The organism is Vibrio porteresiae DSM 19223, from assembly GCF_024347055.1.
GTDB classification, from domain to species: domain Bacteria; phylum Pseudomonadota; class Gammaproteobacteria; order Enterobacterales; family Vibrionaceae; genus Vibrio; species Vibrio porteresiae.
The window spans coordinates 938,708-951,737 of record NZ_AP024895.1 but is presented as its reverse complement, the minus strand read 5'-3'; the positions used below and the strand labels follow the sequence as shown (position 1 = coordinate 951,737).

The 13,030-nt window shown below is 46.4% G+C and carries 10 protein-coding genes; 3 read left to right on the top strand and 7 right to left on the bottom strand.

Going from position 1 to position 13,030, the window contains the following annotated elements; translation table 11 throughout:
- Positions 1 to 19: 19 nt before the first annotated feature.
- On the bottom strand, positions 20 to 2,116 hold the full coding sequence (gene flhA / locus OCV11_RS04520; protein WP_261895249.1) for a flagellar biosynthesis protein FlhA: 2,097 nt from the start codon (positions 2,114 to 2,116) through the stop codon (positions 20 to 22).
- Between the two features lie 206 nt (positions 2,117 to 2,322).
- Positions 2,323 to 2,790: a phosphohistidine phosphatase SixA gene (gene sixA / locus OCV11_RS04515; RefSeq protein WP_261895247.1), complete on the bottom strand. Its 468-nt coding sequence runs from the start codon at positions 2,788 to 2,790 to the stop codon at positions 2,323 to 2,325.
- Positions 2,791 to 3,194: 404 nt separating this feature from the next.
- On the opposite strand from sixA, the gene OCV11_RS04510 reads away from it, so the two are divergent.
- Positions 3,195 to 5,984, top strand: coding sequence for an insulinase family protein (locus OCV11_RS04510; protein WP_261895246.1), 2,790 nt, complete (start codon positions 3,195 to 3,197; stop codon positions 5,982 to 5,984).
- Here OCV11_RS04510 and OCV11_RS04505 read toward each other — a convergent pair.
- Positions 5,981 to 6,574, bottom strand: coding sequence for a VOC family protein (locus tag OCV11_RS04505; RefSeq protein WP_261895244.1), 594 nt, complete (start codon positions 6,572 to 6,574; stop codon positions 5,981 to 5,983). The genes OCV11_RS04510 and OCV11_RS04505 overlap by 4 nt on opposite strands.
- Before the next feature lie 208 nt (positions 6,575 to 6,782).
- On the opposite strand from OCV11_RS04505, the gene argS reads away from it, so the two are divergent.
- On the top strand, positions 6,783 to 8,513 hold the full coding sequence (gene argS, locus OCV11_RS04500) for an arginine--tRNA ligase (RefSeq protein ID WP_261895242.1): 1,731 nt from the start codon (positions 6,783 to 6,785) through the stop codon (positions 8,511 to 8,513).
- Positions 8,514 to 8,599: 86 nt separating this feature from the next.
- Positions 8,600 to 9,025, top strand: coding sequence for an HIT family protein (locus tag OCV11_RS04495; RefSeq protein WP_261895240.1), 426 nt, complete (start codon positions 8,600 to 8,602; stop codon positions 9,023 to 9,025).
- A gap of 106 nt (positions 9,026 to 9,131) precedes the next feature.
- Here the strand turns inward: OCV11_RS04495 and OCV11_RS04490 are convergent, their stop codons facing one another.
- The 4 genes from OCV11_RS04490 to znuA form a co-directional block, all read right to left on the bottom strand.
- Positions 9,132 to 9,362: a FeoC-like transcriptional regulator gene (locus OCV11_RS04490; protein WP_261895239.1), complete on the bottom strand. Its 231-nt coding sequence runs from the start codon at positions 9,360 to 9,362 to the stop codon at positions 9,132 to 9,134.
- The gene (gene feoB / locus OCV11_RS04485) at positions 9,359 to 11,632 is read right to left on the bottom strand and encodes a Fe(2+) transporter permease subunit FeoB (protein ID WP_261895237.1); all 2,274 of its coding nucleotides are present in this window, start codon (positions 11,630 to 11,632) and stop codon (positions 9,359 to 9,361) included. The genes OCV11_RS04490 and feoB overlap by 4 nt, the downstream gene beginning before the upstream one ends.
- Entirely contained in the window at positions 11,632 to 11,859 is a 228-nt protein-coding gene (locus OCV11_RS04480; protein WP_261895236.1) for a FeoA family protein, read from the bottom strand. Before OCV11_RS04480 ends, feoB begins: the two co-directional genes overlap by 1 nt.
- Positions 11,860 to 12,139: 280 nt before the next feature.
- Positions 12,140 to 13,024, bottom strand: a complete 885-nt coding sequence (gene znuA / locus OCV11_RS04475; RefSeq protein ID WP_261895235.1) for a zinc ABC transporter substrate-binding protein ZnuA — start codon at positions 13,022 to 13,024, stop codon at positions 12,140 to 12,142.
- Positions 13,025 to 13,030: the final 6 nt, after the last annotated feature.

Below are 13,030 nucleotides of genomic sequence, written 5' to 3'. Positions count from 1 at the left end.
TATCTAAGGTGGGGCTAACTTAGTTACCCACAGCCTGGACTATGCGAATTTGTTTCTCGTCAGGGATCTCTTGATAGGAGAGAACCCGCAGGTTAGGAATCGTATTTTTGACGAATTTCGCTAACGTTGAACGTAGAACTCCAGAGGTCAGAAGCACAGCTGGCTCGCCTTTCAACTCTTGCTCTTGAGTTGCTTGGGCTAGCGAAGCTTGTAAACGCTCTGCTAGACCAGGTTCAATACCCGCTGATTCTCCGCCTGACGCTTGCATAGTCTGATGCAATATTTGTTCCAGCTCTGGAATCAAGGTAATAACGGGCAGTTCAGGCTCTATTCCATTGATTTCTTGAACGATTAGACGTTTCAACGCAATCCTAACCGCCGCAGTAAGGATGTCAGGTTCTTGACTCTTACTTGCGTACTCAGCAAGGGTCTGGATAATGGTACGAATATCGCGAATTGGAATCGCTTCATTAAGTAGATTCTGCAGCACTTTCACCACCACACCCAATGGCAATTGATCTGGTACAAACCCTTCCACCAGCTTAGGCGCTGAGCGACCCAACATATCCAATAGGTTGGTCACCTCTTCGTGGCCAATCAGTTGCGACGCGTTATTGGTCAGCAGTTGGCTTAAGTGAGTAGCCAATACCGTTGAAGCATCCACCACCGTGTAACCTAACGCCTGAGCATGTTCGCGCTGCTCCTCACGAATCCACACCGCTTCCAAGCCAAACGCAGGGTCATAAGTATGTTCACCATCCACCATGCCGTACACTTGACCTGGGTTGATCGCCAATTCTTGGTCGGGACGGATTTCCGCTTCCCCAACTGCAACCCCCATTAAGGTGATACGGTAACTGTTGGGGGTTAATTCTAGGTTATCGCGAATGTGAACTGGCGGAATCAAGAAACCAAAGTCCTGCGATAATTTTTTACGCACCCCTTTGACCCTTTCTAGCAGCTCGCCGCCTTGGTCTTTATCGACTAAAGGAATGAGGCGATAACCCACCTCTAAACCAATCATATCAACGGGTTGGACATCATCCCAAGACAGCTCTTTTTGGGTTGGCGCATCTTGATCAGAAACCGCTGGCAATTTATTGACATCGTCTTTTGCCTGTTGCTGTTTTTTCTGCATGTAATACGCACCGCCACCCGCTAGCAAGGCTAATAGCAAAAAGGCAAAGTGTGGCATTCCAGGGACAATCCCCATGGTGCCCATGATCGCGGCAGTAATGGTCAACGCTTTAGGGTTATCAAACAGTTGGAAGATAACCTGTTGTCCCATGTCTTCATCGGTATTTTGACGCGTTACCATGATTGCCGCGCCAATAGAGAGTAACAGCGATGGAATCTGAGCCACCAAGCCGTCACCGATGGTTAACAGGGTATAAATTTGAATCGCTTCGCTAAAGCCCAGACCATATTGAATCATCCCGATGGTCAAGCCACCCAAGATGTTGATAAACAGGATTAAGATCCCGGCGATAGCATCGCCTTTCACGAATTTTGACGCACCATCCATCGAACCATAGAAGTCCGCTTCTTTGGTCACTTCACCACGACGAGTACGTGCCTGCTCTTGGTCAATCAGCCCAGCATTTAAGTCGGCATCAATGGCCATTTGCTTACCTGGCAATGCATCCAAGGTAAAGCGGGCACTTACTTCGGAAATACGACCCGCACCTTTGGTGACCACCACAAAGTTAATGATCATCAAAATCAGGAACACCACCAAACCAACCGCGTAGTTACCACCGATCACCACGTTACCAAACGCTTCAATCACGTTACCCGCAGCTCCGCTCCCCTCATGACCTTTGAGCAATACCACACGGGTAGATGCGACGTTCAACGCCAAGCGCAGTAATGTTGCGATCAGAAGTACGGTAGGAAATGCCGCGAAATCAAGTGGACGCCGGGTATACACCGTCACTAACAGCACAACTAAGGCTAAGGCGATGTTAAAGGTAAAGAATAAGTCGAGCAGGAATGCCGGCATCGGCAAAACCACCATGGCTAAAGACGCCAACACCATGATCGGAGCACCGATCGCAGGCATAGAACGCTTAGGAATGGATGGGAACTTATCCGCAAAAGGCAGTGTAAACTTCATAGGCTTTCAGCTTCAAATGGTCATTTAGCAGTCGCGCCATGGCGCCAGATAGGCGTTTTATGCAATTTTTAGTCCAGCGATGAATGTCAATTTTACGTCAGTTTTATACCGACACCCGCTCGCTAAAAGGGACGATAACAGGGTCAAAAAACCAACAAAAAGGCTTTCCGGTGAGGGAAAGCCTTTTCGCATCAACTGACTTTTGGCTAAGGGCGTAATGACCAGAGCACTTCGCCTGACTGAGCATCAATATGGTAATCAACGCAATACAAGCTGGATGTCGTGAACATTGGCGCAGGGAGATCCGCGACAAACTCAGAGACTAAATACCCAACTAAAGGCAGATGAGAAACAATTAAAATGTTTTCCAGCGATTCATGTTCCGCAATCGCCAATAAATAGTCGTGTACTTGTTCTGCTTGACCGTAAGGAGTGATGTCATCGCAGCTTTCAACAGAATGAGCAGAGAAATGAGCGGAAATGACATCCCAAGTCTGTTGTGCACGTAAGTAAGGACTAACTAATACTTTGTCAAATACCACCGGACCATATTGGCTAACACACGCTTGTGCGACTGCCACTGAATCATTTTGGCCTCGTTCGGTTAGGGCGCGCTGGTCATCACTTTCGGCAAGTGATTCCGCTTCCCCATGACGCATAATAAAGATTTTCATTATGTTTACCTATTTCAACTTTCCTAAGCCACTGTCGGATTCAGGATTAAGCATGTACTGAGCAATACGCCAGTTACATCGCGCTGCATGGTACATTTTTTCATGATCAATTGGCAATGGATGCCAGATGATGAACGGTATCATTTTAGATACAGAACTGTAAAATCAGGCAATTAACCTGCTTTAGTGCGCAATAAACTCCGTGACTAAAGCCTATCCCTTAGAAAAAACGAGTCCGAGATTATAACAAGACTGTTTGACAAGAAGTCGACTCCCGTAACACTCTGTTAAAAATCATGGTATGTGGCTAAAATAGCTCCGCAGTCCGCAAAATCTGTCTTCTAAATTTGCGCCTCAAGGCAGCAACGCCATACTTAACCCAAATGTCGCTTCGGAGAACTCTCGTGCACATTAGTCCTAATGATCATCATTCTTATCGCTATCTGACTCTAGCCAACGAGCTAAGAGTGCTCCTTATTCATGATGAGAATGCGCAAAAATCAGCAGCGGCTGTTGCAGTTAATGTGGGGCACTTTGACGACCCAATCGATCGTGAAGGGTTAGCGCATTATCTTGAACACATGCTGTTTTTGGGTACTGAGAAATACCCTAAAGTGGGTGAATTTCAAAACTTCATCAACCAACACGGCGGGACCAATAACGCTTGGACCGGCACTGAGCACACCTGTTTCTTTTTCGATGTCAGCCCAAATGTCTTTGATAAAGCCCTCGACCGTTTCAGTCAGTTTTTTACAGCGCCACTCTTTAACGCAGAAGCGTTAGACAAAGAGCGTCAAGCGGTTGACTCTGAGTACAAGATGAAGATTAATGAAGATGCTCGCCGTTTGTATCAAGTACAAAAAGAGACCATTAATCCTCACCATCCGTTTGCTAAGTTTTCCGTCGGTAATCTGCAAACCTTAAGTGATCGCCCGGGAAGTCAAATTCGCGACGAAATTATGGCGTTTCACTCCCGTGAATATTCGGCAGATTTAATGACTCTAGCGGTGCTTGGGCCAGATTCCCTTGATCAACTGGAAACTTGGGTCAGAGACGGTTTTTCAGATATCGCTAATCATCATCGCCGTGGCAAAACCATTACCGAACCTTTTGTCACACCGCAGCATACAGGCTTGATGATTCGGGTCGAACCACTCAAAGAGATTCGCAAACTGATTCTCAGTTTTCCGCTGCCGGGAACAGAAACTCACTACCGTAAGAAACCGCTCTCCTATTTTGCTCACCTGCTCGGTTATGAAGGTGAAGGCAGTTTGATGCTAGCGCTGAAAGAAAAAGGTTGGATTACCTCTTTGTCTGCAGGTGGCGGCACCAGTGGCAGCAATTATCGTGAATTTTCTGTTGGCTGCTCACTGACCAACGCTGGGCTAAAGCACGTTGATGAGATCATTCAATCCTTGTTTCAAACCATACGGTTAGTGGCAGAGCAAGGGCTGGCTGAGTGGCGTTATCTTGAGAAACGCGCTGTATTGGAATCGGCATTTCAATTCCAAGAAACAGCTCGCTCCATGGATCTTGTTAGTCATCTCGTAATTAACATGCAGCACTACGACAGTGAGGACATCATTTACGGCGATTACATCATGCAGGAGTATGATGAAACTTTACTGCGTTCACTGCTCACCTACTTCACCCCTGAAAACTTGCGTGCGACGTTAATCACCAAGAAAGGCAAACAGAAGAGCTACGCTCACAAGGCGAAATGGTATTTTACCCCTTATAACGTGGTTCCTTTTACTCAAGAACAGCAGCAGTTATGGCACGAACCGTTGGCCGATTTACCCATCACGCTCCCAACGCCCAACCCGTTTATCTGTTACGACCTAGCCTCCAAACCGGTGCTCAATGAACAAAGCATTCCTGAGATCATTGAAGAGCAAGAAGGGTTTCGCTTATGGCACATGCAAGATCAAATGTTCCCAGTGCCTAAAGGTGTGATTTACATTGCCATTGATAGCCCGCATTCAGTGGCGAATCCGCGCAACATCGTCATGACACGCTTGTGTGTCGAGATGTTCTTGGACTCGCTCACCAAAGAGACCTATCAAGCAGAAATCGCAGGGATGGGATATAACCTCTATGCTCACCAAGGCGGAGTCACACTTTCCATCTCCGGTTTTAGCCAGAAACAACCTGAACTAATGAAAATGATTTTGGATAAATTTGCCACTCGCAGTTTTGGTGAGCAACGTTTTGACACTATCAAAAACCAACTGCAACGCAATTGGCGTAATGCAGCTCATGATCGACCTATTTCACAGCTGTTCAATGCGTTAACCGGGCTTTTGCAACCCAATAACCCACCCTATGCAACACTGCTTGAAGCACTGGAAGATATTGAGGTGACGGAATTAGCAGACTTCGTGGAGAAAATCCTCGCTCAATTACACATTGAGATGTTTGTGTTTGGTGATTGGCAACGTGAAGATGCCTTACGCATGGGCGATCAGCTTAAAGATGCGCTGCGTGTGCAGGGGCAAACTTATGAAGAATCGTTACGTCCATTGGTCATGCTTGGCAACAGTGGCACGTTCCAATATTCGGTAGATTGCCAACAAGAAGATTCGGCGATCGTGGTCTATTACCAATCAGCCACGATGGACCCTCGAAGCATTGCCCTCTACTCGTTGGCCAATCATTTGATGTCGGCTGCCTTCTTTAATGAAATTCGCACCAAACAGCAGCTGGGATACATGGTTGGTACCGGCAACATGCCGCTCAATCGCCACCCGGGAATTGTCCTCTATGTGCAATCTCCGCACGCAACGCCTAATGAACTTCTGACCTCGATTGACGAGTTCTTAAATGCACTCTATTTGGTTCTGCTCGAACTGAGCGAATATGAATGGCACAGCAGTAAACGAGGCTTATGGAATCAAATTGCTAGCCCTGATCAGACCTTACGCTCGCGCGCACAACGCATGTGGGTAGGGATTGGCAATAAAGATTGGACCTTCCATCAACGAGAAGATGTGTTAGAAGAGCTTAAAAATCTGTCGCGCAGCGATATGATTCGTTTTGTGGTGAAGGAGCTTAAACCACGCCGTGCTAACCGTTTGATCATGCACACTTTAGGGCAAAATCATCAAGATCAAGACCAACCTCTGCACTGTGGACATGAGATTGGCTCGATTGAAGAATTTCAGCTTCGCCCTAAGGCGTACGATATCGGTTAACGTTCTGATTCTACGATATCTTTTAAGGCATGGGGATGCAGTTTTATCGTTATCCCCTGCCATTTTAGCGCCACCGTTGGGTTAGCTAAACGTTCACCTTCCCCTTTCGGACTCGACAGTTTTACCTTGATACCCAAGGTGGCAAATTGCGCGTGCTGAGCAGCAAATTGTGGGAAACGAGCCAATAAGTCATCTAAGTACTCAGGCGCGGTTTGCGCATCAGACGGAATGACACACTCAACGTGTTCCCAATCCTGAGTTGGATAGGTTTTTCCTACCGCTGGGTAAGGGAGCTCTAAACAGTCAATTTTCCAGCGACCAGCATCCAGTTCAGGTTTAAATGCCAAGACAATAATCGGACGACCATTAATCTGCGCACAAGAGATCTCTTCACCATACGCTAGCCAAGCTTGGTGAGCTTGCTGCGCCAATTTTTCGTCATTAATTCGCAGCGCGATGTGATCCATCTGATAAGCGGTCAAATCCAAACCAATGCGTGCAGAAAAAGCGACGATTTGGTCGATAAAACTCGTGAGGCGATCCAGCATTTGATCTGGTGCAAGCCCCGCCTGCTGTAGTTCGTGCGTCATATTCTCTGGTCCAAACCCATGTTTTTTCGTGGATACTACCAGTAAAGAGGGGAAAAGTAGAAATTTAACTAAATTCCGCCCTATAAGACCGGAAATAAAATTGGTATTATGTGCGCCAATTTATGTACAAGATTGAGATATGCGTGCACTTTTGCTAAGTGCCTATGAATGCATACCCAGCCAATTCCCAGAATTGAAGGACAAGCGTGTGAATATCCAAGCACTGATTAATGACAAAGTCTCTCAGGCTCTCGAAGCCGCTGGCGCGCCAGCAGGATCTCCTGCAGCCGTTCGCCAATCCGCGAAACCACAGTTTGGTGACTACCAAGCTAACGGCGTGATGGGTGTTGCAAAACAACTCGGCACTAACCCTCGCGAATTCGCACAAAAAGTCTTGGATGTGTTGGATCTTGAAGGTATCGCGAGCAAAACAGAGATCGCTGGCCCAGGTTTTATTAACATTTTCCTGAGTGACGAATTCCTTGCCAAATCAGCCGAATCTGCTCTAGCAGACGCCCGTTTAGGCGTAGCGAAAGAAGCAGCACAAACTATCGTGGCTGACTATTCAGCTCCAAACGTTGCTAAAGAGATGCACGTAGGTCACCTACGTTCAACCATCATCGGTGACGCAGTAGTTCGTACTCTAGAATTTTTGGGTCATAAAGTGATCCGCGCAAACCATATCGGTGACTGGGGTACTCAGTTCGGTATGTTGATTGCCAACCTAGAACGCGTACAGCAAGAAAACGGCGAAATCTCGATGGAGCTTTCTGACCTAGAAGCTTTCTACCGTGAATCGAAAAAACTGTATGACGAAGATGAAGTCTTCGCTGAGAAAGCACGTAACTACGTGGTAAAACTGCAAGGTGGTGATGAATACTGCCGCGACATGTGGACCAAATTGGTTGACATTACCATGGAGCAAAACCAACGCAACTACGACCGTCTTAACGTATCACTGACTCGTAAAGACGTAATGGGCGAAAGCATGTACAACGACATGCTACCAGGCATCGTTGCTGACCTAAAAGCACAAGGTCTAGCAAAAGAAGATGACGGCGCTCAAGTTGTGTACCTTGATGAATACCAAAACAAAGATGGCGACCCTATGGGCGTTATCGTGCAAAAACGTGATGGTGGCTACCTCTACACCACAACAGATATCGCGTGTGCAAAATACCGTTACGAAACACTAGGTGCCGATCGCGTGTTGTACTTCATCGACTCACGTCAACACCAACACCTAATGCAAGCTTGGACTATCGTGCGTAAAGCAGGATACATCCCAGAATCAGTCAGCCTAGAGCACCACGCATTCGGTATGATGCTGGGTAAAGATGGTCGTCCATTTAAAACTCGCGCCGGTGGCACTGTGCGCCTAGCCGCTCTTCTGGACGAAGCAGAAGAACGTGCAGCAGCATTGATCGAAGCGAAAAACCCAGAGTTAAGCGCAGAAGAGAAAAACAACATTGCGACGACAGTAGCAATGGCTGCGGTAAAATACGCTGACTTGTCTAAACACCGTACTACTGACTACGTGTTTGACTGGGATAACATGCTGGCATTCGAAGGTAACACTGCACCCTACATGCAATATGCCTACACTCGCGTAGCATCTATCTTCTCTAAAGCTGGTATTTCTATGGATGAGCTATCTGGTTCAATCCAAGTATCAGAAGAGAAAGAAAAAGCATTGGTTGCTAAATTGATGCAATTTGAAGAAGCAGTTCAATCGGTTGCGCGTGAAGGTCAACCGCACATTCTTTGTGGCTACCTATTCGAACTTGCAGGCCAGTTCTCTGGCTTCTACGAAGCATGCCCAATTCTGAATGCAGAAGAAGACGTGAAGAACAGCCGTTTGAAACTTGCAGCCCTGACTGCGAAGACCATCAAACAAGGTCTGTCGCTACTGGGTATTAATACGCTAGAACGTATGTAATTTCCAAAAACGAAAAGGTTGGCGCAAGCCAACCTTTTGTTTATCTGGTAAGACAATTATTACCATCTCGATTAAGGATCATCATCATGAGTTTTTCTCTGCATCCTCAGTTAGAAAAAGACACCGACGTTATTGGTCATTTCCCAATTTGTGTTGCTTTACTGCATAAAGATGGCGCTGTGCCTTGGGTCATTTTGGTACCGAAAAAAGAGAACTTGAAAGAGTTACATCACCTACCTATGGCAGAGCAGCAACAGTTTTTGTTGGAATCACAATTGGTGAGTGAAACGCTTGAAGCACTTTACCAACCCGACAAAATCAATCTTGGCGCTTTAGGTAACATGGTTCCGCAGCTGCACATTCATCATATCGCTCGTTTTAAAACCGATATCGCATGGCCAGGTCCAGTATGGGGCAATACCAAAGGCGAGCATCGTGAATCTAATGCCCAACAAGCTATGCTGGCCGAACTGCGTGACGCATTTAGCCAAAGCGATCTGTTTAGCGCCTAAATTCACCACGGCAGTAAGCCATAGGTACAACTACAAAACACATTCATAAAAAAGCCTCACTTCAATGAAGTGAGGCTTTTTATTGGCATCAACAAAATACCATCAATTACATCGTAACATTCACCGCTAAGCCGTTACTCTGATTGACCACGTAACGAACACGCATCACTTTGTCAGCTGAATTGGTGTCTTCTTGGCGGGATATGACGCCTTTTTTTAGCCAAACGGCCAACATCGCCTCTACCCCATCTTCACTTAAACGAAAATGTTCGGCTAGTTCGCGGCGACTCACGCCGCGATGCTCTGCAATGTAGCTTTTTAGCTCGGCGAGAATCATAGCGCCTCCAAAGCCTGGGCTTGTACGCGATTCCCGACTCGACGTAGGTAGAAGTAAACCCCAATCAACGCCGCAACAATCACCACCATCCAACTGATGCTTTGCACAGGATGGCTGCTGATTTGCGTTGCTTGATAGAAGAAAGTCGCACCACCGTAGCCAAGACCGAAGGTCCAAAGCGCAATAAAGCGGGCAAATTTAGGACCAAACTCACGAACGTATGCGCCCATAGCCGCCACACACGGGGTGTATAGCAGTACCAAAATCAAGTAAGAGAAAGCCGCATAACCCGAAGTAAAGTGCTTATTCAAGTTAGTGAAGATAGAGCTATCAACCGCTTGCTCTTCCGCCACTGTTTGGCTATCACTCAAATCGCCAACTTCAATGCCTAGCGGGTCTGAGTAACTCAAATCGGCCAAGTTTTGCGGAATCGACATCACCGCTTCTTTCAAACTCGCCATCAAGTCAAATTCATCATTGCCACCTTCGTCTGCAGAGGTGTACAGACTGTTTAGCGTCCCTACTACGGCTTCTTTAGCGAAAATACCGGTAATGATACCGACCGTTGCTGCCCAGTTGTCGTCTTCAACCCCCATTGGAGTGAATACTGGCGTCACTACTTGTGCCGCTTTTGATAGCACAGAGTTTTGACTGTCTTCGTTACCGAAACTGCCATCCATACCCAATGAGTTAAAGAAACTCAACACGGCCACCACGAGTACGATGGTTTTACCCGCCCCCAGCACGAAGCGTTTTAGCTTCTGCCAAGTTTTAATCAACACGTTTTGCAGCGTTGGAATTTCATAATCTGGCATTTCCATGATGAGCGAATCACTTGAACCTGGGTACAAGGTTTTCTTCATGAATAGCCCGGTAAATACCGCCGCAATAATGCCTAGAATGTACAGAGCAAACACGATGTTTTGTCCGCTTTCAGGGAAGAAGGCTGCTGCAAATAGTGCATACACGGGTAAACGAGCACCACAAGACATAAATGGCGCCATAGAAGCAGCGAGTTTACGCTCACGCTCTTGATCTAACGTACGTGTTGCCATGATAGCCGGCACGTTACAACCAAAACCCAGCACTAATGGCACAAACGCTTTACCTGGCAAGCCGATTTTCTGCATCACTTTATCCAGTACAAACGCGGCGCGAGACATGTAACCCGAGCTTTCTAGCACTGCAAGGAATAGATACAAACAAGCGATCACAGGGATAAAAGTCGCAACGGTTTGAATACCTCCGCCAATACCATCAACAAGCACTGTGGTTAACCATACTGGCAAGTGGTCATCCAGCAGATAATGGCCACCGTCGACCAATAGCGCACCAACCCCGATATCAAAGAAATCGATGAAGGCACTGCCGATATTGATCGAGAACATAAACATCAGGTACATAACGAAGAAAAACAGTGGAATACCTAACCACTTATTGAGCATCAGTTTATCGGCTTTCTCGGTAAAGCTGTGGCTCAATTTACCTTCACTGCGGCGAATGGTTTGACATTGAGTGTGCAAGAACGTGTATTTCACATCCGCCACATGTAAGTCGATATCCAACTGGCTATCACGTCGCTCTGCATCAATCTGGGTACGTTTTTCGGCAGGTTGTTCATTGATGACCAAGCGGTCATTTTCTAGGGCACGAATCGCTAACGCACGCGCTGCAGCTACTTTGCCCGTAAATAGAGGTTCAATACGTCCGATGGCAGCTTCAAACTCAGGGCCATAATTGAGTTTGAATGGCTCAAGAGCAATGCCTTGCACCAACACTCGGTGCAGCTGCTCTTTAAATTTACGCACGTGGTGACGGTTGTGTGCCGAGATTGCGATCACAGGACAACCCAGCATCGCCTGCAGTGCTTTTTCATCGATAGTTTGACGTTCGCGTTTCAGCGCATCCATCTTGTTTAGGATCACCACCATTGGACGACCCAGTTCACGCAGCTGTAATGTCATGTACAAACTACGTTCCAAACATGTTGCGTCAACAACGTTGATGATGATATCGGCAGGTAACGTTAATACCGCGCGAGAAGCGATAGATTCATCGATACTGTTTGCATCGTTACCACTGTCTAGTGCGTAAATACCCGGCAAGTCGGTCAATAAAAATTCATCACCCGAGTGAATATATCGCCCGGTTTTTTTCTCTACAGTCACACCAGCCCAGTTACCTACCTGCTGCTTAGCACCGGTTAGGCCATTGAAAAGCGTGGTTTTACCACTGTTTGGGTTACCTACTGTTAACACTTGATACTGCATTAGCGGCGCTCCACTTCGATTGATGCTGCGATGCTTTCACGTAACGCGACAGAAACGCCACGAACCTCGACCTGTAAAGGGTCTCCCATCGGTGCTCGGCGTACTAAGGTAATCTCGGTTTGCGGCAAAATACCCATCACCATAAGGCGCTTTCTCGTTTCCGTAGAGAGCTGATTTAAGGCCGTAACAGTCACGGTCTCACCACTTTTTAGTTCTGATAACTTCATAGACAATGCCATTTAACAGTAGTGTGAATGAGAAATATTTTTATTCATTATAGTAATGATAATGAATCTTTATAGCAGTAAATATGCGCAACATCAAAAAAGACCTAATAGTTGCAAGGATATTCATCAAGTTGATTAATTTACAGACAAAACAGGGCTAAACATGGATGAATATGCAGTTTTGCTTATTGAGCATAGAGTGATATGCCGCAAGGAATGGAATTTGAGACAAAAAAAAGATGACTTAGTGTCATCTTTTTCGGTTTTTATTGTGAAGTGCTTATTTGCCTAAACAATTCGTGTAGCTTTGCGCAAGTGATTTAAGAAACGCAAAATAGCTACCTTTAGCCAGTGGAATGGTTGTTGCCAATGGATCTAGCTCACCAATCTTAGCTTGGGTACCACGCACCACACTTTGAATCACCGCAGGTTGGAACTGAGGTTCTGCAAAAACACACTGAATTTTTCCCGCCGTTAAGGATTCACGAATATGAATCAGAGTCTTAGCACCCGGTTTACGATCTGGGCTCACAGTAAAGTGGCCTTGATTGTTCAAACCGTAGTGCTGTTCAAAATAGGCGTAACCGTCATGGAAAACGTAATAAGGCTTCTGTTTAATCGGCGTGAGTTGCTGATTAATCTGCTCATCGGTTTGCGTTAGCTGTTGTTGGAAACGAGTCAAATTAGCTTGATAAGTCGCACTATGGGCAGGATCCATCGCCATCAGTTTCTGTGCAATCGCATCAGCGACTGTGTTCGCTTGAGTAACGCCTAACCAAAAATGAGGATCGTGGGTGCCGTGATGATGGTGACCATCATCTTCGTGATGCTCTTCTTCTGAAAAGGCACGCAGCTTGAGATTAGGAATCGCACTTAAGGTTAATACGTTGCTTTGTGACTCCAATACCTTGGTTAAAAAGGGTTCTAGGTCTGAACCAAACCAAATGACAAGGTCAGCCTGATGAATCCGCTTTACATCTGAGGGACGCAATGCATAATCGTGCGGCGACGCATTCGTTCCCAAAAGCACATCCGGCGTAGTCACGCCCAATGTCAGTTCATTGGTGATCATCTGAATCGGTTTAATACTGGTTAAAATCGTATTCGCCCAAGTTGGTGTACAAAACGCAACCAACCAAGCGATTAAAGTGAATCTCGCTAACATTATCAC

Coding starts and splice junctions, on each gene's coding strand:
- sixA (WP_261895247.1), bottom strand. CDS start 2,790: ATGAAAATCTTTATTATGCGTCATGGGGAAGCGGAATCACTTGCCGAA.
- znuA (WP_261895235.1), bottom strand. CDS start 13,024: ATGTTAGCGAGATTCACTTTAATCGCTTGGTTGGTTGCGTTTTGTACA.
- OCV11_RS04490 (WP_261895239.1), bottom strand. CDS start 9,362: ATGATTCTCGCCGAGCTAAAAAGCTACATTGCAGAGCATCGCGGCGTG.
- flhA (WP_261895249.1), bottom strand. CDS start 2,116: ATGAAGTTTACACTGCCTTTTGCGGATAAGTTCCCATCCATTCCTAAG.
- feoB (WP_261895237.1), bottom strand. CDS start 11,632: ATGCAGTATCAAGTGTTAACAGTAGGTAACCCAAACAGTGGTAAAACC.
- OCV11_RS04480 (WP_261895236.1), bottom strand. CDS start 11,859: ATGAAGTTATCAGAACTAAAAAGTGGTGAGACCGTGACTGTTACGGCC.
- OCV11_RS04505 (WP_261895244.1), bottom strand. CDS start 6,574: ATGACGCACGAACTACAGCAGGCGGGGCTTGCACCAGATCAAATGCTG.
- OCV11_RS04495 (WP_261895240.1), top strand. CDS start 8,600: ATGAGTTTTTCTCTGCATCCTCAGTTAGAAAAAGACACCGACGTTATT.